Here is a 21,185-nt window from a genome sequence, read left to right as displayed (position 1 = left end):
CTTTTCAGGAAATAAGCAGAAGAAGATTTTCGCGCATTTTTTCCGGCGAAAATCTTTTTTGAATCAGAATTCTGCCGCCATCAGCAAGCTTTTGCCAGAGAATCCTATCATTATAAAGTTCTATCACTTTGCTGGCAAAAGTATCAACATCGTCGGCTATGAGAGAATTTTCTCCATCCACAAGCCCCATGCCCTCGGCTCCAATATCTGTAGTAACAACAGGTAGCCCGAAACTCAGACTCTGGCCTATTTTACCCTTCACGCCAGCGCCATACCTTAATGGACTGACAAAAACCCTTGCTTTAGTAAAAAATGGTGCCACATCTTCCACAAATCCTGTGACCGTGATATCCGGGGCCGCAAGGGCCTTGATTCTGTCAGAAGGATGACTTCCGACAATATAGAAATGGGGATTTTCAATCTTTGTCTTGATTATTGGCCATATTTCTTCAACAAACCACAGCATGGCATCTTCATTCGGAGTGTGCATGAATCCTCCTATGAACATTATGCCTGAGCGTTTTTCAAAATCAAGAGAGGCGTCTTCAAGGGAATGAATATTTGTAACCACAGAAACCGTTGATTTAATCCCTTCAAGCTCAAGAAGATTCTTTTCTACACCGCTGACCACGAGGGTAAAGTCTGCCTGATTTGCAATGCCAAGCTCTCTTTTTTTCCATTCAAGCTCGGCCCGTTCTGCTTCCTGACGCGCTTTCCTGCCTTCCCTCAAATAATGGAGATCCACCGTGTCATAGATTATCTTTGCCTTTGACCAGTTTTTGGCGGCATAGATCATTCCTTCAGCAATATGAGGTCTTGACAGGATAATATAATCAAAAAACGAACCGTTCTGCTTCATGAATTCATCAAAATGCATTGCCCCATAACAGGTTTCAATGCCTATTTTCTGAAGTGCGGCCGTATATTTGCTGTTGTATGCCCGGTTTTCAGGCCAGAAAACAACCTTGTGACCCATTTCGTTCAAAATTTTAAGAAGACTGTACATTCTGAGAGAACCGGAATCCTTATCATACTCAGGGACATAGTGGTCTGCCACAAGAATTCTTCTGCCGGCGCATCTTTCCCTTGCAAGATAAACATATTCAGGGCCTTTATAATGATTCTCTTCCAGAATATCTTTCCACTTTTCAAGAAATTTGGCGTGATTTATCTGCTGGAATCTCTTATAGCCTTTTGTTATATCAGTCCCTGAGGATATTCCTTCATAATGAACCACAACGGCTTCGGGCTGATAAACAACGTCGTACCCCAGCCTTCTTGCCTCAAAGCACAGGTCAGTATCTTCATAATATGCAGGCGCATATCGTTTATCGAAACCGCCAATTTCCGTCCACAATTCTCTCCTGATCGCAAGACAGGCGCCTGAACAGTAATCGACCTTTTTTCTGTAGCTGTATTCAGGCTTCTTTGGATCATCCCCGCGTCCGTAATTCCATCCTGAAGCGTCCTGCCATATAATATTTCCGGCCTCCTGCAATGTCCCGTCAGGATAAACAAGTTTGGCGCCGACAAGGCCTGTTTTAGGCTCTTCAAATGGCTGGCACATGGATTCAATCCATCCGGGAGTCACTTCTGTGTCGTTATTAAGAAACAGGATGAATACGCCCTTTGAATTGTCAGCTCCGATATTGCAGGCTTCGACAAAGCCCTTGTTGTCATCGTTCCTGATTACGACTATACCTTCAAATGATTTAAGCATCTCAGGAGTTGAATCTGAAGATGCGTTGTCGACGACAATCACTTCATAAGGAATATTTGTCGTGTTTTCCAGAATGGATAAAAGACATCTCAGAGTGTAGTCGCATTTGTTAAACACAGGGATTACTATGCTTACACTGATATTTTCAAATGATGGAAAAACCATACGCCTGAAAGACATTACCTGCTCAGAAGAATTGTAAAACCGGCTGAGGCCTGGAATCCGTATTAAGATCCTCCTTAAAAACTCACCGCCACCTTCCCTGAAAAGAACAACGGGCGAAAGCACGGCCAGTTGATACAGACGCCGTCTTCTTGTTCCCTGGGGCAATAAATATTCTATAGACCGTCTGTATCTGGTTATGAATTTCCAGAATACGGAATTTCTGATCTCATATAGTTCGCTTTCAAGATCATTAACATAATTAGACAGGTTGTTTCGTTCAGATTCAAGGCTGGAAACGTATTCCATCAGTCTCTGATATTTTTTTGCAAAACCCTCGATTTCTGATCTTAGGTGATTAATCTGGGATAGTCTTTCGGCATCTTCACTATTTCGTAAAGACTGAATTTCAGATATTGTTGTATTTAATCTTAAAATTTCTTCATTATAGTTCGAATGTATTAAGGCAATGCCGTCATCAATGACTTTAATTTTTTCTGAATAACCTGAATGTATAATCTTGATTTCGTCATTCAGCCTATTGATCTCCAAAAGTTGCTTCTCTGCTGTTCCCTGAAGATCTGTTATTTCTTTACCATAACCTGAGTGAAACGATGAGGCCTCTTCATTCAGTTTTTCAATTTCTTTTGCATATACGGAATGGATCTGCTCGACTTCCTTTTTAAGAGCTCTGATTTCTTCATCCAACTTAGAGCTTCTTTCCTTCTCGAATTTTGCGCAATCCTCCAGGCCTTGTTTCCACCCGGACTCGTTAGCTGGGTATGCCTTTATAACAAACTGATATGTCTGGTATTCAGGGTTAACTTTTTCGATATATGCCGTTACCTGCCGTGGATAATTATCCCAGGAAGTTTTGAATTCCGTATCCCGAGGATGAACAATGACTCTGTCAAGCACGGCAATAAAAAAACCGCTGGCTTCCAGCAGTCTGTTAAAACTATCCTTGTCAAAAAAACGAAGATGAGTCTCGTCCATGAGTCCCATTGATCTGTAGCTCCAGTTCCCGTCAAGGGCGTTAAGACTGAGCGAGCCATGCGCACCATTTGGAATGGAGATAAGGATATAACCATTTTCTTTTAAATACGGTTTTATTTTTGTGAGCAGAGATTGTGCGTCTTTAAGATGTTCGAGAACATCGGCCATTATGATGACGTCAAAAGAAATACCCGGAAAAAAATCATTGAAATCAATCACCTCGACATCGGCAATGATTAGCTTCTCACAAAAACCCTGGGCCTTACGGGCAGCATTTTCGTCAAGCTCTATCCCATAAACCTGGCAGTTCAGGGCATTTTTCATATAATCTGTCATGTACCCTGAAGAACAACCAATCTCCAGAACAGTTTTCTCAAATCCAACCTGACTCAAAATTTTTGAATGCGTTGTATTTTCATTTGCCGAGTCTATTATATAATCATATTTTATTTTGATATCATCCATAATCTGCAGAGCACTCTCATCGGGTGAAAAATCTGTGAATCTTTTTCATAAGTCTTTTAATAGGAGAAAAACCATCATCTCCCCTGTATTTTATAACTCTGGCCGGATTGCCCGCAACTACGCCATAGGCAGGAATTTCATTGATGACTACGGATCCTGCGGCAATAATGGCGCCTCTTCCGATCTTAACGTCCTTTAGAATTACGGAACCGGCACCAATGACAACATCATCCTCTATGGTTACCTTACCATAAACCATGCCCTGCCAGCGAACCGGAATTTCAGCCTCACGGTATTCGTAACTTGAGCTGAGAATATTTACATTGGCTCCTATAAGAACATAATTACCGACAGAAATGCCGCCTTCCGCAGAAATATAACAGCCAGGGCCAATCTGAACATCATCGCCAATTTCAAGGCTCGCCGTCTGATTTGTGAACATATCTCCAAGAACAAACCGGGTTCTTGGAAAAACAAGACAGTTTGAACCAATAAAAAGCCCCCGGCCATCAGGCTGCCGGTTTTCTATATAAACCTCCACCGAAGGATATATGAAGGTATTATCACCAATTCTGTCAAAAAATTCATTGGCCATTTATCAGTTTAGAACCTGAGCATGAATATCAACCGGGACATCAAGAAGCCCGAAACAGGCGTTCTTGTTCTCAACTATGAAAACAGCGAGATTTTCAATCCAGTCATATGCTTGATGGCTTTCTATGGTCCCATTCCCTATACCGGCTGAAAGCGAATAACTGCCGGACTTAAGGCTTGGCAAAGTAAAAACAAACGATATGAGTGCTGTCTTTCCACTCCTGATCGGAGTGATGAAGTAACCAGATACATCAGAATTTGTCCTGAGCAATTCATTCCCAAGCAGATCCCTTATGACAAGGCCTGCAATGGGGAGATCCAAAGGCACATTGCACCTGACGGCGATCTGAAAACGTACTATCTCGCCACCGTTAAAGCTGTCTCTGTAATTGCCATATTCATCAGAAAGAAAAAAAGAAACTATTTCAGCATTGATCCCCCCAATGCGATTATCATAAGATTCAACTGGCTTCATTGAGGAAGTCAAAAATGAAACATCGTCAGATCCTTTTGCCTTTTCAGAAGCATTAACAGGATTGTCATCCTCAGTCCACATAATCCTGTAATACTCCCTGATGACGTCATCTGGCTCTCCCATCAAGATCATCCTTCCGGAGTCCATCAAAATAGCCTGACTACATAATTTGGCAACAGCTCCCAAATCATGGCTTACAAAAAAGATGGTTTTGCCTTCTTCCTGAAATCTTCGTATTTTTGCCATGCATCTGTGCTGAAATACCACATCTCCGACCGCAAGCGCTTCATCGACCAGAAGAATGTCAGGATTTACATTTACAGCAGTTGCAAAAGCAAGTCTCACAAACATTCCGCTTGAATATTTTTTTACAGGCTGATCAATGAATGCGCCAATCCCTGCGAACTCCTCTATTTCCGGGAATTTATCGTCTATTTCTTTTTCAGAAAGGCCTAATATGGAAGCATTCATATAGACATTTTCCCGGCCTGTGAATTCAGGGTCAAATCCACTGCCAAGCTCAAGCAGAGCTGCGACGCGTCCATTAACCTCAACATCACCCTCTGTTGGTTGCAATATTCCTGCAATTATCTGGAGAAGAGTGCTCTTTCCTGAGCCGTTGCGGCCAATTACCCCAACCGTTGATCCGGGGGGGATATCAAAGGACACATCACTAATCGCCCAGAAAACGTCATGGTATTTCTTTCGACCCCTGAATACTGCTTCCTTAAGCCTGTCCGAAGGGGTACTATAAAGTTTGTACGCTTTTGATATGTTTTTGGCTCTTATTGGAAATATCATTATTCTCTATAATTTTCTCAAATTACGTCTGCAAAAGTATTTTTGGCCTTCAAAAAAAACGCGAGACCAAATATAAAAACCACAAGGGAAATTGCAAAACCATAAGCATAAACAGTCAGATCAGGAATCATTCCCCAAAGCAAAAGACTCCTTGAGGTCTCTACATAGATAGCAATCGGATTCATAGTACAGAAAATACGGTAAGCCTCCGGAACAGCCTCAAGAGGGTAAAATATCGGCGACAAAAAAAACATAACGGTTACAAGGACACCGACTGTAGGCTGCACATCCCTCAGAAAAACACCTAATGCAGAGATGAAGTAACAGCAACCAAGAGCAAAAAAAATCACGGGCAACCATGCAAAAGGCAAAAGAAGCGCTGTCAGATGTATTTCATTCCATACAAGAAGAATCCCTAACAGTGCAATCAGAAGCCCGACAAATGCATTTACAAGAACGCCGATAAGCTTGACAACAGGCAGGATTTCCAGTGGAAAGATAACTTTTTTAACCAGATTGACATTGGACAATATAAGGGTCGGCGCGGAACTTATCACATCACCAATTATATTAAAGGTTATTATTCCCACAAAAAGAACAAGGGCAAACTCTGAATTCCCTCCTGCGTGGCTTTTCCCCCATTTTGCATTAAATACGACTGAAAACACAAATGTATAAACGCAAAGCATGAATAAAGGCTGAAGAAAAGTCCAGGCAATACCTAATAAAGACCCCCGGTATCTGCTGTAAACTTCCCTTAAGGCAAATTGGTAAATGAGGTTTTTAAAGACTGAAAGATGAATAAAAAAAGATATAGGATCAAAAAAAATCCTGCGTTTGCGCTCACCAGATTTATTGTCAGTTTCAAATAGTGGCATAATAACTTAATTTTTAATAAAAATATAAAATATGGATGAAATCTTTCGCCTAAAGGATTTCATCCATAATAAAGATCTTAATGTTTTTAATTATTTAACAACTTGAGGGGCTACGGGTGCAGGGCCCACGCCTTTCTTGAGTTCGATGGTTTCTTCCCTTTTCTTTACTTCTCCGCCGCTCCACATTTCGAGAAATTTCCATGCCTCTTCACTACCTGACTGAGCTGCTTTTTTCATCCATGCTACGGCTTTATCCTCATCTTTTTCAACTCCGGTGCTTCCATAATAATAAAGTGTGCCGAGGTGAACCTGGGCAGGAACATATCCGGCTTTTGCGGATTTCAGATACAATTCCTCTGCCTGTTTTCTGTCGCGGGGATAACCATTTTCTCCATTAAAATACATCACGCCTATTTCATCCTGGGCCTGGGGGTTACCCTGGTCAGAAGCAGTTTTAATAAGTTCAACCCCTTTTTTTACATCCTTTTCCACACCAGGAGCGCCCTTATAATATATGCTTCCAAGCATGAATGTCCCAACAGGATCCTTTTCAGCAGCAGACTTTTCAAACAAAGAAACAGCTTTTTTAACGTCTACAGAGAGCCCGGCCATACCGTGGTAATACATTACAGCGACACTGTTTCTTGCTGCTGTATGACCTGCTGCCGCAGCTTTTTCATACCATTCTCTTGCTTTCTTTAGATCTGGGGGAACATTATCCTCTGCTGAACCAGACTCGTATATTGTACCGACGTTATACTGGGCCTGCTTGTCACCTTTTTCAGCGACCTTCAGAGTCTGTAGAAATCTCTGTGATGATGATTTAGCTTTTTCAGGCCCAACTGCAAGCGACACTGAAACAACAAAAAAAACCAGACCTATGGATAATATACTACTGAATATTTTTTTTCTCATGACTCACCTTTTGGAATTTGGGTTAAACAAGCTCAAGACTCCTATCATATTTTTTTAATTTTGGCATGCTTAATATTTATGATACTTGATTACACGTTTATAAGGGTTCTTTCATTATTAAAGGTTTATTATCTCTGTAAAATGTAGCCTCCACACAAGGAAATTCATACCGTATGAAAAAAGAAGACGAAAAGAACATAGAAACAGAAGTTAAATTTCTCATAAATGAACCGGATCAATTCAGATCGAAACTTATGTCAATGGGGATTGTTTCCAGCGGAAGTGTTTTTGAAAAAAATCACAGATACGATGATCCGAATTCAAACCTTTTCAAAAGCAAAAGCCTGCTACGTTTAAGATGCGATCAGAAAAACACTCTGACTTTCAAAAAACCTGCAAACATTCAGAACTCAGACTTTAAAATAAATGAGGAAATCGAAGTAGAAGTATCTGATTTTGATCAAATGGAGATAATCCTAAAGGAAATTGGTTTTTCTCTTGTCCAGTCATATGAAAAGTTCAGGGAGACCTTTATTCTTGACGGTGCAAAAGTCCTGATCGATATTATGCCCTTTGGCACTTTTATCGAAATTGAGGGAACAGAAGAGGCCATTCGAAATTATTCAAGAATCCTTGACCTTGACTGGAGTAAAAAAATTACGCTTAATTATCTTCAAATATTTGAAAATATGGCTAAAAGACTAAATATTGAATTCAGGAATGTTACATTTGAAAACTTTAAAAATATCACTGGCTCATTTTGTATTGAGGCAGAAGATCTGGGTCTTCAAACTATTTAGAATGCGTCTTTGCCGAGGCTGTATTTTTTTGATAATTGATATCTGACTCATCTATATCATCTGCAAGACATGAAATATCAGCATTAAGCGCCCCGCCACGTTCCACGGTAAGGTTATCGCACACAATTTTACCAATACATTTTCCGCTGGATAAAACCAGAAGATCTTCAACCTTTTTCATTTCGCCTTCGAACAAACCTGCTACAGTCAGCTTTATGGCCTCGACTTCGCCGTACAGTGCTCCGCCTTTTGCAATCACAGCCTCTTCAGCATTCAGGGAACCCTTAACAACGCCGCGAATAATCATTCGACCCTTGCATGTTACTGTCCCTTCAACAAACAGATCTTTTTCGATTATTGAAAGCTCTTTTACTATCCCCATTTCAAAATCCTTATTGTTTATTTGCGTCTTGACTTCTTTTTTTCTTTTTTGGGGGCTTCTTCAATCTGATAGACTTCATCAATAACTATTCTATTTTTCTCATCAAAGACAAATATCTTAACCGCCCTCGAAGCATCACCTGCTTTTAATCTTATTGTTATCTCTTTTTCACCTTTGAAATTGTAAAACTGGCCTTTTTCAGGATTCGCTGGAACCCCTTTGTTCAATTCACCGGCAGAAAGCTTCCACGAAGCAGCGGGAGAATCTGATGAAGGCATAAGTGCTGAAACTATATACCCTTTATTAATTTTGTGGACATCATTTTTTGCCTTAAGCTGGAATCTCAGATTGACAGAACTGCCTTTGCCGCGCTTTGCGGAAAAATCTACTATATCAAGAAAATTCTGACTCACAGACTCATTGCTGTTTGAATTTTTCTCAACATCGGTTTTCTCAGGAGAGGCTTCTTCTGTCTTCTGATTCTTTGCACTTTTTTCACTTTCTATTGGCTTTACACTGATTTCTTTTGAATTTTTTTCTGCCAAGGCCATTTTAGCGGCCATTTCATCCCTTTCCCTCGAGACATCCTGCAGATTTGTTTCAATATCAATAAATTTTGTTGTGAGCAGTGCCAGCTCCTTTCTTTCGTTTATATATAGATAAGTCATAGCGCAACAATAGATAAAAATCAAAAATGATAAAAATACAAATAACTTGACTTTAGTGCTGATTTTAGAAAAATGTAGGACTTTCCCATCATTTGATACACATATAAAATCCCAGGTTCTTTTAAGCTCCCTTACCCTGCCATGACCAAAATCATCTATATTATTATTCTTGGAATCAGACACCTACAACTCCCGAATTAATTATTTATCGTTAATGCCCAAGCGAAGTACGACCCTTGAGCCTTTTCCTATTAATAGTATTTTCTCGGCACTGCAATCTTTTACAGCAAGCTCCAAATAACCACTGCTGCCAACCAGAACTGTTGGCTCATTTTCTTTCGCATTGGCGTAAAAATCGGCTACTGCCCTGATCATTATTTCTTTTCCCACAATTATCAACGATTCGAAAGCATTTATATTTTTTAAATATTCTCCTCGGATATTTGTGATCAGATTCCCGAACCCGTCTATTCTTACAACCTGCCCTTCTATGCTGCCATCATCCATAATACATATTTCTGACAATTCAAAATTCACCAATGAATCGGGGTCAGCTTCTTCGCCAATTTTTTCAAGCTCGGCGCCGGATGATATCCAGGCAGCCACAGGAGCAAAAATATCCCGTCCATGAAACGTATTAGAAACTTTATCAAGATAATATTCTTTATTCGTGATTGAGTATATTTTTGTATCGCTCTTACAGATTTTACTAAAAAGAAGCGAGGCAATTCCATTGTCCGGAACAAGAATAATTTTCTTTTGGCAATCAATTGCAATTATCCTGCGTGAACTGCCAACGCCAGGATCAACCACGCAGACAAAAACCGTGCCTACAGGGAAATAATCAATGCTTTCCTTGAGAATATAAAAAGCTTCGGAAATATCGCCGGGATCTATTCCATGGCTTAAATCTGCAATATTTGCTTCAGGATTAATGGACCAAATAACGCCTTTCATTATTCCGCTATAAGCGTTTTTATGTCCAAAATCAGTTACGAGAGCAATTGTTCTTTTCATAATCAATATATAAAAGCGTTGTCGTCTGTCGTCATGCTGATTTGAGCCAGAATAACGGGACTACAACTTTTCATGGCCTTGCTAAAAATTTGTTAAAACAATGCTGCGGACTTTAAACCAAGATGCATATAAGCACTTGAGGTTGCTTTTCTTCCGCTTGAGGTTCTTATTATAAGCCCTGTTTTCAGCAAAAAAGGCTCAACAACATCAACAAGGGTGTCAGCCTCTTCCTGGAGAGTTGCGGCAATCGCTTCTATGCCAACAGGCCCTCCAGAATAGAAATCAATGATTGTTTTTATATATCTTCGATCAAGGGGGGTCAATCCAATTGAATCTATCCCCTCAAGTTCGAGTGCAGTAATAACGGTTTGCCTGTCTGCTCTACCATCCCCCTTGACCTGGGCATAATCCCTGACCCTTTTTAGCAAGCGGTTCAAAATACGCGGAGTGCCCCTTGCACGACCAATCAAGGTATGAATCCCTTCGTTGTTCATTGGAAGGCCAAGAAGATCGGCTGATCGTTTGGCTATTGTTTCAAGATCTGCTGGCTCATAAAAATCAAGTCCCCTGAAAATCCCGAATCTGTCCCTTAAAGGAGCGGAAATCAGCCCGACCCTCGTGGTTGCTCCAATAAGAACAAATCGATTAAGCCGAAACCTGTGGCTTCTTGCGTGCACGCCCTTATCAAAAACGATATCCACAGCAAAATCCTCCATGGCAGAATAAAGAAATTCTTCAACCGGACGAGGCAATCTGTGAATTTCATCAATGAACAGAATATCTCCTTCTGCAAGATGAGTTAAAATCCCAACAAGATCTCCGCCTTTTTCAAGAGCAGGCCCTGAAGTTACGGTCAGATTACTCCCCATCTCATTGGCGATGATATTGGCAAGGGTTGTTTTCCCAAGACCTGGCGGCCCATGAAACAGTATATGTTCAAGAGGCTCGCTACGTTTTTTAGCTGCGGCCATTGCTATTTCAAGAGTAAGGACTGTATCCTTCTGCCCAACATAGTCAGACATCGTCTGGGGTCTGAGGGAAACAAGCTCGGATGCCAGATCATCATTAGTTTCGGCTCCCTCCATGATCTTATCCTGAAATGACGAGAAACTCATTATTCCTTCATTCATTTATTGTTCTGCCCTCGGTATAGTTCTTCAAACAACTCCTCAGGATTCGAAAAATCAGGCCTTCTTTGCGCAGCCTCAGCAATCATTCTTTTTGCGTCAGCCTGCTTATAACCTAATTGAATTATCAGCACTTCCATCACCTGCTTTTCTATTTCAGAGCTATCCACTGGCTTTTGAGGAGGATGATCTTCCTTCATAAGCGCAAATTTAGCGACTTTTCCATGGAGTGATGCAATTATTTTCTGTGCCAGCCTCGGCCCAATTCCTTTCAGCTTACCTAAAAATTTAGCGTCAGAATCTTCAATTGCCCTGGCTATTTCACCGACCGGCGAAGAAAAAGCTTTTGCGGCCTTGAGTGGCCCGATGGTTTCGACCGAAATAAAAAACTGAAAAAAATCTTTATCCATTTCATTTATAAAACCGATCAAAACCGGTTTTGCCTGGTGCTCGCTCTGGTAATGAAAAATATGTAAACAGATACTGTCTCCGCACTGTTTTGTGGAAACATGATATGCGGTCACGATCGGTAAATAAACCTCGTACCCTACTCCATTAACAAGAAGAATAATTTTGTCATCATCCTTCTTCAATAATTGACCTTCAAGATAAGCTATCATATTTTTAAATTTCTTAAGTCTGAATATTCTTTCAAATGCCCTGAAAACAGATATCTGTTCAGCCCTGCTATTGCAAGTGCAAGCGCATCAGACGCGTGATAGGGTGATATTTTCTCTGTATGTTTCAAAAAAGAGCGGACAGACTTCTCGAGCTGCTGTTTGCTTGCAGCACCATTCCCGGACAGACTTTTTTTAGCCTCTCTTACAGCTATCTTTGTAACTCTGATGTTATTCTGACGTGAGGCAAGCAGTATCACTCCGATCACATTTCCGAGCAATATACCTGATTTTGGGTAGGTTTCAACCGAGAAGACATCTTCTATGACGAGAATATCCGGCTTGTATGATGCAAAAAAACCAGAAAGCCGGTTATGGATTATCTCTAACCGGCTCGCTATATCAAGCGTACTGGATGTTTTTATACATCCAAATGCATAATCTTCTATTTCGTATCCGCATCCCCTTATTAACCCGAGTCCTGTGGCAGCAAGGCCGGGATCGACGCCTGCAATACATATTTTACTCTTATTCACAGTGCTGACTCAGGAAGATTGCGGTTCTGATCACTTTCCCATGCTTTTAATTTTTTTTGAGGCTATCTCTGCTTCTTTTGAATCAGGATATTTTTTAACAAGCTCTTTAAGCACATCAACGGCTGTGGCTTTTTCACCTACTTTCTCAAACGCGTATGCCTGTTTAAGATAAGCAGCAGGTGCTTTATTGTTTTTTGGATATTTTTTTATTATCGTCTCATATTCCAGCGCAGCCTTTTCATATTCCTGTTCCTTGTAATAGCTGTCTGCAATCCAGTACTGAGCGCTTGCTGCTTTAGGGGACTTTGGTTCTGCTTTTATGAACTTCTGAAAACCGGCCCTTGATTCCTTGAATTTGCCTTCATCAAACATTTTTTTTGAGGAGTCGTACAAATCCGGCCCTTCAGGCTGTTCAGCCGGGCTTGTTTTTGCAGGCTTGGAAGCATCATTCGCAGCGTTCTGCTGATCCTGAGGCTGTCCAAGCCCTGTAACTGAATTCTGATCAACTTGTTGCCCGGTATTTCCCTGCGCCGTATCACCGCCTGCAGGCTGATTATAACCTGAAAGCAATTTCTGATTCTGATCTGCCAAACTGCTAAACTGAGACAGTTTATACTCAAGCTCCTCGACTTTGCCTGTAAGACGCTGAATTTCAGTCTGAAGCTTGTCGAGGTTAACTCTTGTTTCAGCGTTTTTGGCTCTGAAATTACGTTCCGTCTCTTGCTTCTTTGCTCCAAGATCCTCAATCTGATAGTTCAAATCAGACTCAAGTTTAGCCAAACGCTCTTCCATGTTGTTAACCTCTGTTTTTGAGGCGCAACCATGAAAAAGAAACAAAGTACATAATGTAAGCAGTGTAATAATATTTTTCATATTTGCAAAATCACAAACCACGATGATGATCAGGTTCCAGGCAACAAATCAATTAAACTACTTAACTTCGCAATGTCCGCGACGATTCTTGGCATGTTCTTCTTCGGTCTTTGCATTAGGAACAAGCGGTTTTTCTTCGCCGAAGCTTACAGTTGAAAGACGAGCTTCTGCTACGCCAAGTTCAACAAGGAAAGCTTTTGCTGCCTGAGCACGCTTGTCACCAAGAGCCATGTTGTATTCGTTGGTGCCGCGATCATCGCAGTGACCTTCGATGGTTACGCTAACATCAGCGTTGTCAGCAAGGAACTGTGCCTTCTTCTTAAGGATTTCAGCTGATTCAGGAGTGATAGCCGAGCTGTCGAAATCAAAATGAATATCTTCAGCTACGAAAGCTTCCTTAGCTGCTGCCTTTGCTGCTGCTGCTGCATCTTCAGCTGGAGCTGCTGGCTGTTCAACGGTGTCATTCTGGGTCATACCAGTGTCCTGAGCTGTTTCTTTCTTCGAACATGCGCTGATTCCGAAGATAAGGCCAGTCATAACAACCGCCATAACAAGATTTTTTGCTACTCTCATAAAATTTCTCCTCCTCATACAATTGTGTGGTTTAGTTATTCATTGTTCATATTGGGAGACCAGCGAGGTTCGCTCTGCTCACCACCCATGGTGAGAAGTCGGCGCTGATCGGTTCCAAATGCCGTCATGACGTAAATACGCGAAGCACCCTCCCTGGTCGATGAAAAAGCAATTAAGCTTCCGTCAGGTGACCATGAAGGAGTTTCGTTGTTTCCTTCACTTGTTGTAAGCGCAGTAAACCCGCTTCCATCAGGATTTATGACGCATACATTATGAGCCCCGCCTCTTGATGCTGAATAAGTAATCTTGCTGCCATCAGGCGACCAGCTCGGACTTGTATTATATTTACCCTCGTAAGTAATCCTTACAGTATTTCCACCTTCAAGATCTTTAACATATATCTGAGGACTCCCTGCCCTGTTGGAGACAAACGCCATTCTTTTCCCGTCAGGTGAAAAAGTAGGAGACACGTCAATCCCAAGGTTATCGGTGAGCTTTTTAATAATTTTACCTTCTCCGGTCAACAAATAAATATCCTGATCGTCACCGGATGCAAGAGTTGCCGCGAGCATATGTTGTCCAGGGAGCCATACCGGCGATATATTTAGCCTGCTTGGTTTCGCCACTATACTTTTTTTCTGGCCAAGAGCCTTTATATGGAGACTTGGCTGGCCGGTTCTGTATGAAGTATACACAAGCCACTGACCATCAGAAGACCAAGCAGGAGAAACAGAAATACTGTTCTCTTTTGTAGCTTGGCGGATATTATACCCATCGAAATCACATGTAAAGATTTCTTTATTTCCGTTTGTCTTGGAAACAAAAGCAATACTGCTGTCAAAAAAGCCGGACTTATTGGTAAGAAACTTCATAATCTCCGCACAAAAACGGCGAACCATTTTTCTCGACATATCAGGACTGCCTGTATAGCGTTTGGCAAGCAACCGCTTTCCCTGGAAAGTATCAAACAGAACAAGATCCATCTGAATCTGTCCGCCTGATAATTTAACGCCTCCGGAAACCATTAATTCAGCTCCTGCGCCCGTCCATTTCTTGAAATTTACCGAGGCCTCGTCAAGACCGCCAGGCTCATCTCCCAGCTGGCTGAAAGCAAGAACGTTAAAATACCCTGTAAAAGCCAAGGTGTCAGAAAGCAGCTGCCTGACATTTCCGGCATCACCGGATGAATCAGAATCGCCCTGCATCGGATCTATTCCCGCAACTGCGAGAGGAATCTTCTTGTTCGCAGATGGATTCACTTCATAATATCCGTAACATATTGAACTTGCAGCTGTCAAAAACAATGCAACATAAATCCCTAAAAAAAGCCTTTTAATTTCCATAAAATACTACCTCACTTAATTCCATCTGGAGTAAAACGAAACTCTCCTACCATAACATCCTGCTTTATCCCTTGGGGAAAACCGGGAAATGGTACTGTTTTCATGATAGTGCGGTAAACGGTATCATCAAAATAGGAATTACCGGATCTTTTCTTGAACAAAGGTGGTTCCTTGAGCTCTCCGCTTGGCAGAACGGACAATATAACCAGAGCCTCCAATCCTTTGTTATTAGAAACAGTATCCGCAAAAATCCAATTTTTACCCAAATACCTTGCAATCTCATAAAAATAAAAATCTGCAACGCTTGCTGAAACACCACCCTTTTCCGAACCGCCTTCGACTCCGTGAACCGAGCCTTTCTCACTCCCACGGGGATCACCCTCTTCACCGCCATCACCTTCGCCGACGCCAGCGGCCTTGCTTGCCGCCGCCTTAAGAGCCGCTTTTTTTCTCATACGGGCCAAGGCATCCGATTTTTCAGAGCCGTCTTTTTCACCGACTTTTCCGTCTTTTTTTGGCTCTTTACCCTTGGTATCTTTTTCCTTAGATTCTTTATCTAAAGGTTCTTTGTCGGCCGGTGTTTTATCATCTTTTGCGTCTTTTTTTGCATCCTTGCTATCCTCCTTAACCTCAGGTGGCTTTTCCTTTTCAGGTTCTTTCTTTTCTTCTTTTTTCTCTTCCTTCTTCGGCTTTGTGGATATCACATCTTCCTTGGGAACCTCTTTTGGCTTCTTTTCCTCTACCTTTGGTTCTGGTTTCGGTTTTTGTGGTTCCTTGGGAGGCGGTGGAGCCTCTTTTTTAGGTTCAGGATCTGGCTTTGGAGGAGGAGCTTTTTCTATATCTCCCTTTGGAGGGGGGGCTTCTTTTTCAACAGGAGCTCCGCTTTCAGCGGCAGGTTTTTCAGCATTTGGAGAAGCCTTTGGGTTAAGAGCCCCCTTCTTTTTTGCAGGAGGCTCCAGAGAGGGCATTGTGGATAGATCTACGGTAATGACCGTCTGTTTAATCTCCGGAATATTTAATTCCGGCAGATAAAACATACCTGCTACTATGAAAGCATGGAGAATAACAGACACGAATCCCCATACAAAAAACTGGGATGTATCGCCTGTATCATTTAGCATTGATGAACGATCAGACATTGATTAAACCTGCATATCCTAATTGGATTTCTTATCTTCCTCAGGCTGGGTAACCATACCCAGTTTCTCAATGCCCGCGGCTTTTACTTCAGCCATCACCTTGACAACATCTCCGTAAGGCACCCTCTTATCAGCGTTAAGATATACTTTTTTATCTGGTTTGGCAGCTACAGCATCCTTGATATTCTTCTGAAGAAGCTCAATAGCCACCTGGGTTTCATTGATAAAGACCTTCCCATCCTTGTCCAGTGAGACAATTATTTCGGTGTTGTCAGACGGCAGAGCCTCGGCCGTGGCCTGGGGAAGAGCGACATTTATGCCTTGGGCCATCATTGGAGCCGTAACCATGAAAATAATAAGTAGAACCAGCATAACGTCAACAAATGGAGTGACGTTTATTTCAGACATAAGATTGTCATCACCGCTGTTTGCGCTGAAGCCCATGGCTACTTCCTTCTCCTCATTATGTCGTGTTCTATGATATTAAGGAAATCCGCTGAAAAGTTTTCCATTTCAGAGCTTATTACACGAATCTTCTGGTTAAAAAAGTTAAAGCCTATAACAGATGGAATGGCAACACCAAGACCAACAGCCGTTGCAATCAAAGCTTCAGAAATACCTGGGGCGACAGCTGCAAGAGACGCTGATCCGGTGAGGCCTATATTGTGGAAGGAATTCATGATCCCCCATACTGTCCCGAAAAGGCCTATGAAAGGGGCGGTATTGCCTGCCGTAGCAAGGAAAGCAACAAACTGATTCAGTCGGGTTATCTCTGATGTACTGGCTCTTCTGAGTGAACGGGTAATGGCATCCATACCGCTGTCATCTATGTATAAGCCAGATTCACCGACCTCCTTCTTGTCACTGATCGCACCCTGGCTTATTTTTTTTATTTCCAGGTAACCGACCTTGAAAACCCTGGCAACAGGACTATAGTTAAGCCGTTTTGCCATTGCATATGCTTCTGCAAGATTTCGGCTCTTCCAAAAGGTTTCGTTGAATTCTACTGACTCATGATAAGCTCTTTTTATCATCCTGAACTTCATGAATATGATTGTCCAGGATGTCAGAGAAAAAAATACAAGGATCATAAGGACCATCTGAACAACAAGTCCTGAACCCATTATGATTTCAAGAAAATTTAAACTTTGTGGAGCTCCCATTTTTATCCCCGGAATTATACGCTAAGTAACATAAAAAATTTATTTGATTTTACCACTTTTAATCTCAGATGCTGATCACCATCGGCAAATTGCAAATAGTGCAACAACTGAAAAAATTCAACAAAACAATTTAAAATTTTCAAAAAGATACTGATAGCAATACAGGGCGCAGTAATCAACAATGATTTTAATTTTAGTGCTTATTTAATCAAAAAAAAACCTTCACGCACACCTTGCGGTGGGCATGAAGGTTGAATACTTAATATTGAGAGGCAGGGCTATTTATTACATCATGCCGCCCATACCGCCCATGCCAGCGCCTGGATGCCCCATAGGCGCCTTATCATCTACTTTCTCAGAGATCATAGCTTCGGTTGTAAGCATCAGTGAAGCAACGCTTGCAGCATTCTGGATTGCAAAACGAACAACTTTTGTAGGATCAATTACGCCTGCAGCGATAAGATCTTCATACTTGTCACAAGCCGCATTATATCCGAAAGAGCCTTCTGAGTTCTTAACCTTGTCAATTACAACAGATCCTTCTACTCCGGCATTATTTGCAATCTGACGGAGAGGTTCTTCAATCGCACGGATAACAACCTGAACGCCAAGTCTTTCTTCGCCTTCAGTTGCTTCCTTAAGCTGTCCAAGAACGGAAAGGCAACGAACAAGAGCCACACCGCCTCCAGGAACTATGCCTTCTTCCACAGCTGCGCGGGTAGCGTTAAGAGCATCTTCAACTCGTGCTTTCTTTTCTTTCATTTCAGTTTCAGTCGCAGCACCAACATTGATAACAGCTACGCCGCCAATGAGCTTTGCAAGTCTTTCCTGAAGTTTTTCACGATCATAATCAGAAGATGTTTCCTCAACCTGGGCGCGAATCTGCTTTACTCTTGCTTCAAGAGCAGCGCGAGCGCCTGCGCCATCCACAATCGTTGTGTTGTCTTTGTCGATTGTAACGGTTTTTGCACGGCCGAGATCTTCAAGAGTGATATTGTCAAGCTTGATGCCCATATCTTCTGAAACAACCTGACCACCGGTGAGAACTGCAATATCTTCAAGCATTGCCTTTCTTCTGTCACCAAAACCAGGAGCCTTAACAGCCGCAACATTAAGAACGCCGCGGAGCTTGTTTACAACGAGGGTTGCAAGTGCTTCACCGTCAACATCTTCAGCAACTATAAGAAGAGGTCTGCCCATTTTTGCTACCTGCTCAAGAACAGGAAGAAGATCCTTCATGCTGCTGACCTTCTTTTCACAAAGAAGGATAAAAGGATTTTCAAGGGAAACCACCATTTTTTCAGAGTCAGTTACAAAATAAGGCGAAAGGTAACCACGATCGAACTGCATACCTTCAACAACTTCAAGTGTGGTTTCCATTGATTTAGCTTCTTCAACGGTGATTACGCCTTCTTTGCCGACTTTGCTCATGGCTTCCGCAATGATGTTCCCAATGGTTTCATCACTGTTTGCAGAGATGGTACCAACCTGGGCAATTTCACGCTGATCTTTGGTAGGCTTGCTCATCTTGGCAAGTTCTTTTACAACGGTCTCAACAGCCCTATCAATGCCGCGCTTGATGGACATCGGGTTATTTCCCGCCACAACAAGCTTCTGACCTTCTTCATATATTGCTCTTGCAAGAACAGTTGCAGTGGTTGTGCCGTCACCAGCCATATCGCTGGTTTTGCTGGCAACTTCTTTTACCATTTGAGCGCCCATATTCTCAAACTTGTCTTCAAGCTCTATTTCCTTGGCAACGGTAACGCCATCTTTTGTTACGGTCGGGGAACCCCAGGATTTTTCAATAACAACATTACGACCTTTTGGGCCAAGTGTAACAACAACAGCATCAGCAAGGGTCTGAACACCTTTAAGCATAGCCACTCTGGCATCTGCACCGTATTTGATAATCTTTGCAGCCATAAATATCTCCAAATTATTGATTTTTTTATTTATTAATCAGATGTGCACAAACTTTAAGAAGAAGGATATTAATCTTCAATCACGCCGTAAACGTCATCCTGGCTCATGATAAGAAATTCATCACCGTCAATTTTTACTTCATGACCGCCGTATTTACTGAAAAGAATACGGTCACCAACTTTGAGCTCCATTGGAACAACCTTGCCATCATCTGCAATACGGCCGTTGCCAACCGCTATTACCTTACCTTCTGCCGGCTTCTCCTTGGCAGTGTCAGGAATTATAATACCACCCTTGGTTGTTGTGGCTTCTGCGGTCCTTTGGACAACAATACGATCATGCAAAGGTCTGATTTTCATCTTTAAATATCTCCTTTTTCAGTTCAGAAATTATAGTATATTGATGGTTTTAAAGAATTATAAACATAATTATCTTCAGCTCTATTATACAGACACCTAATATTACTTAAGATGATGACCCGGAAGAAGAGTCCGAGCCAATGGAAGATGGAGGAACAGAGGTACCTGGACGTGAAGATCCTGCGTAGTCTGTTACATACCATCCGCCACCCTTGAGATGGAATGAGCTTTGGGAAATAATCCTGCCCATTTTCCCGGCACATTTCTCACAGACTTCAAGCGGCTTGTCGCTTATCTTCTGCAGAACTTCTACACTCATGCCGCATTTTTCGCACTGATATTCATATATCGGCATAACCAAACCCCCAATAATTAATTTTTAAAACAATAACAACCTAACAATAACAAATGGTTAGCATTTCAATCAGCAAACCTTATTTTCGACAATAATCTATGCAGACTTTTTTGATTGTCAAGCCCGTAATATTTTTTTTTGTCATGCACGTCATTTTTACAGCCGAGAAATACATTTATACCCTGTACTGCCAAAGATCATAAAAATCCAGGATCTGTTTCATTCCTGAAAAATTAATCTTCAAAAGTATTTCCCTTGTAATCTCATGTACTTTTTTTTCCTCTGCCAGTCGTTCAGATTGTGTGGCCTCAAAATTTTGAAAAAATCTTGAAAACCGCACTATGTGAACCAATTCGTGTGCCGCAATGTATAAAAAAAACGAAAACGGATCTAGGCCCTGATTCTCTTCCATCAGTTCGAGTATATTTTGATCCTGAACGCATATTTTATAAAAATCGTAATTTTCGGCGGTATGGATGCTATCATTGGGCCTTGCATTATATCGTAAAATTTCTGCCAGGGGACCTTTTACAATTTCTGATTCTGAAAGATCAGCCATGGTTATGAAATCATACCTGATCGCCCCCCACTCAGATCCTGAAAGCTTGTAATATCCAGAAACGAGTTCCTCCGCATCCGAAATTGCCCGGGACACCATCTCCAGCTGTTTTTTATCAAATAACCTCAATGCCATATTTTCAATCGCCCGGTTTCTAAAATAATAATGGACAAAGTCTTTGAATAAATGATAATAGCAAAGTTTGTTTGACCTATATATTTCATACTAAAAATAATTTTATTTAAATTTAACAAGGATTTGGAGGTGATCGATTGGGTAGCGTAATCAAAAAAAGGCGTAAAAAGATGCGCAAGCACAAGCACCGGAAACTTTTAGCCCGCACACGCCATCAGAGAAGAAAGGGTAAATAACACCTCCGGTTTTTTCCAGAGACTATCTCAGCGAAGAGTTTCAATGCCGTCACCGGCAAAGAACTCTTCGCTGTTTTATTCTTAACAGACCAATCCGGCCTTTATAAGTGGTCGGTTTTGATTGGACAGATTTTCTGAAAATATAAGTGAAAATCCTATCAACAAATCCTTATATAATTTTGACCTCTGTGTCTCATATTTTTAATAAAAGCTTCAAGCGGCGATTGGAATTTCCAGACCTTCAAAATATGTTTTATCAGGCGTATTATTCTTAAAGCTCTGGTGAGGCCTTTTTGTGTTGTAGAACCTCAGATAATCGCCAATTTTGTGTCTCGCTTCTGACATGCTTCCATAGGCCTTCAGATAAACCT

At 41.6% G+C, this 21,185-nt stretch carries 24 protein-coding genes; 2 read left to right on the top strand and 22 right to left on the bottom strand.

Annotation, left to right across the window (positions count from 1 at the left end):
• Positions 1 to 4 precede the first annotated feature (4 nt).
• From K245_RS26845 to K245_RS24905, 5 genes are all read right to left on the bottom strand, one after another.
• Complete coding sequence (locus tag K245_RS26845) at positions 5 to 3,343, bottom strand: glycosyltransferase (RefSeq protein WP_051284219.1); 3,339 nt, start codon at positions 3,341 to 3,343, stop codon at positions 5 to 7.
• A 16-nt stretch (positions 3,344 to 3,359) separates the two neighbouring features.
• Positions 3,360 to 3,938: an acyltransferase gene (locus K245_RS26840; RefSeq protein WP_051284217.1), complete on the bottom strand. Its 579-nt coding sequence runs from the start codon at positions 3,936 to 3,938 to the stop codon at positions 3,360 to 3,362.
• Positions 3,939 to 3,941: 3 nt separating this feature from the next.
• Complete coding sequence (locus K245_RS0115865) at positions 3,942 to 5,213, bottom strand: ABC transporter ATP-binding protein (protein WP_035277428.1); 1,272 nt, start codon at positions 5,211 to 5,213, stop codon at positions 3,942 to 3,944.
• Positions 5,214 to 5,230: 17 nt separating this feature from the next.
• Entirely contained in the window at positions 5,231 to 6,091 is an 861-nt protein-coding gene (locus tag K245_RS0115860; RefSeq protein ID WP_084156361.1) for an ABC transporter permease, read from the bottom strand.
• A gap of 90 nt (positions 6,092 to 6,181) precedes the next feature.
• Positions 6,182 to 7,006 carry a tetratricopeptide repeat protein gene (locus K245_RS24905; protein ID WP_027360020.1) on the bottom strand — a complete coding sequence of 275 codons (825 nt, stop codon included), beginning with the start codon at positions 7,004 to 7,006 and terminating at the stop codon, positions 6,182 to 6,184.
• A gap of 173 nt (positions 7,007 to 7,179) precedes the next feature.
• Between K245_RS24905 and cyaB the strand changes: the two genes are divergently transcribed.
• Complete coding sequence (gene cyaB / locus K245_RS26835; protein WP_027360019.1) at positions 7,180 to 7,806, top strand: class IV adenylate cyclase; 627 nt, start codon at positions 7,180 to 7,182, stop codon at positions 7,804 to 7,806.
• Here the strand turns inward: cyaB and K245_RS24895 are convergent.
• The 16 genes from K245_RS24895 to K245_RS0115770 all read right to left on the bottom strand — a co-directional run bounded on the left by K245_RS24895 (position 7,799) and on the right by K245_RS0115770 (position 20,578).
• Positions 7,799 to 8,188 (bottom strand): bactofilin family protein, encoded by a 390-nt coding sequence (locus K245_RS24895; RefSeq protein ID WP_051284215.1) that lies wholly within the window; start codon positions 8,186 to 8,188, stop codon positions 7,799 to 7,801. The genes cyaB and K245_RS24895 overlap by 8 nt on opposite strands.
• 17 nt (positions 8,189 to 8,205) lie before the next feature.
• Complete coding sequence (locus K245_RS0115840; protein WP_198013905.1) at positions 8,206 to 8,856, bottom strand: hypothetical protein; 651 nt, start codon at positions 8,854 to 8,856, stop codon at positions 8,206 to 8,208.
• Positions 8,857 to 9,057: 201 nt separating this feature from the next.
• A complete protein-coding gene (locus K245_RS0115835; protein WP_027360017.1) occupies positions 9,058 to 9,873 on the bottom strand; it encodes an SAM hydrolase/SAM-dependent halogenase family protein in 816 nt (271 codons plus the stop codon).
• 92 nt (positions 9,874 to 9,965) lie between these two features.
• Positions 9,966 to 11,003 carry a Holliday junction branch migration DNA helicase RuvB gene (ruvB, locus tag K245_RS0115830; RefSeq protein WP_027360016.1) on the bottom strand — a complete coding sequence of 346 codons (1,038 nt, stop codon included), beginning with the start codon at positions 11,001 to 11,003 and terminating at the stop codon, positions 9,966 to 9,968.
• On the bottom strand, positions 11,000 to 11,620 hold the full coding sequence (gene ruvA / locus K245_RS0115825) for a Holliday junction branch migration protein RuvA (protein ID WP_027360015.1): 621 nt from the start codon (positions 11,618 to 11,620) through the stop codon (positions 11,000 to 11,002). The genes ruvB and ruvA overlap by 4 nt, the downstream gene beginning before the upstream one ends.
• Positions 11,617 to 12,153: a crossover junction endodeoxyribonuclease RuvC gene (locus K245_RS0115820; RefSeq protein WP_232223841.1), complete on the bottom strand. Its 537-nt coding sequence runs from the start codon at positions 12,151 to 12,153 to the stop codon at positions 11,617 to 11,619. Before K245_RS0115820 ends, ruvA begins: the two co-directional genes overlap by 4 nt.
• Positions 12,154 to 12,183: 30 nt before the next feature.
• A complete protein-coding gene (gene ybgF, locus K245_RS26830) occupies positions 12,184 to 12,945 on the bottom strand; it encodes a tol-pal system protein YbgF (RefSeq protein WP_051284213.1) in 762 nt (253 codons plus the stop codon).
• 138 nt (positions 12,946 to 13,083) lie between these two features.
• Entirely contained in the window at positions 13,084 to 13,599 is a 516-nt protein-coding gene (gene pal, locus K245_RS0115810) for a peptidoglycan-associated lipoprotein Pal (RefSeq protein ID WP_051284211.1), read from the bottom strand.
• A 35-nt stretch (positions 13,600 to 13,634) separates the two neighbouring features.
• The gene (gene tolB / locus K245_RS24885; protein ID WP_035277427.1) at positions 13,635 to 14,942 is read right to left on the bottom strand and encodes a Tol-Pal system beta propeller repeat protein TolB; all 1,308 of its coding nucleotides are present in this window, start codon (positions 14,940 to 14,942) and stop codon (positions 13,635 to 13,637) included.
• An 11-nt stretch (positions 14,943 to 14,953) separates the two neighbouring features.
• Positions 14,954 to 16,081, bottom strand: coding sequence for a TonB C-terminal domain-containing protein (locus K245_RS26825; RefSeq protein ID WP_027360012.1), 1,128 nt, complete (start codon positions 16,079 to 16,081; stop codon positions 14,954 to 14,956).
• 18 nt (positions 16,082 to 16,099) lie between these two features.
• Positions 16,100 to 16,525 (bottom strand): protein TolR, encoded by a 426-nt coding sequence (gene tolR, locus K245_RS0115795; RefSeq protein ID WP_027360011.1) that lies wholly within the window; start codon positions 16,523 to 16,525, stop codon positions 16,100 to 16,102.
• Positions 16,526 to 16,527: 2 nt separating this feature from the next.
• The gene (gene tolQ / locus K245_RS0115790; RefSeq protein WP_035277426.1) at positions 16,528 to 17,244 is read right to left on the bottom strand and encodes a protein TolQ; all 717 of its coding nucleotides are present in this window, start codon (positions 17,242 to 17,244) and stop codon (positions 16,528 to 16,530) included.
• Positions 17,245 to 17,529: 285 nt separating this feature from the next.
• The gene (groL, locus tag K245_RS0115785; protein ID WP_027360009.1) at positions 17,530 to 19,170 is read right to left on the bottom strand and encodes a chaperonin GroEL; all 1,641 of its coding nucleotides are present in this window, start codon (positions 19,168 to 19,170) and stop codon (positions 17,530 to 17,532) included.
• A gap of 68 nt (positions 19,171 to 19,238) precedes the next feature.
• Positions 19,239 to 19,529 (bottom strand): co-chaperone GroES, encoded by a 291-nt coding sequence (gene groES, locus K245_RS0115780; RefSeq protein WP_027360008.1) that lies wholly within the window; start codon positions 19,527 to 19,529, stop codon positions 19,239 to 19,241.
• Positions 19,530 to 19,635: 106 nt separating this feature from the next.
• Positions 19,636 to 19,884 carry an FmdB family zinc ribbon protein gene (locus K245_RS0115775; RefSeq protein WP_027360007.1) on the bottom strand — a complete coding sequence of 83 codons (249 nt, stop codon included), beginning with the start codon at positions 19,882 to 19,884 and terminating at the stop codon, positions 19,636 to 19,638.
• A gap of 175 nt (positions 19,885 to 20,059) precedes the next feature.
• Positions 20,060 to 20,578, bottom strand: coding sequence for a hypothetical protein (locus K245_RS0115770; protein ID WP_027360006.1), 519 nt, complete (start codon positions 20,576 to 20,578; stop codon positions 20,060 to 20,062).
• A gap of 137 nt (positions 20,579 to 20,715) precedes the next feature.
• On the opposite strand from K245_RS0115770, the gene K245_RS27355 reads away from it, so the two are divergent.
• Entirely contained in the window at positions 20,716 to 20,814 is a 99-nt protein-coding gene (locus K245_RS27355; RefSeq protein WP_073474648.1) for a 30S ribosomal protein bS22, read from the top strand.
• A gap of 213 nt (positions 20,815 to 21,027) precedes the next feature.
• Here the strand turns inward: K245_RS27355 and K245_RS28580 are convergent, their stop codons facing one another.
• Positions 21,028 to 21,177, bottom strand: coding sequence for an integrase core domain-containing protein (locus tag K245_RS28580; RefSeq protein ID WP_084156271.1), 150 nt, complete (start codon positions 21,175 to 21,177; stop codon positions 21,028 to 21,030).
• Positions 21,178 to 21,185: the final 8 nt, after the last annotated feature.

This window comes from Desulforegula conservatrix Mb1Pa (genome assembly GCF_000426225.1).
GTDB classification, from domain to species: Bacteria; Desulfobacterota; Desulfobacteria; order Desulfobacterales; family Desulforegulaceae; genus Desulforegula; species Desulforegula conservatrix.
The sequence above is the reverse complement of the archived record's forward strand: the minus strand, read 5'-3'. Positions and strand labels throughout refer to the sequence as shown.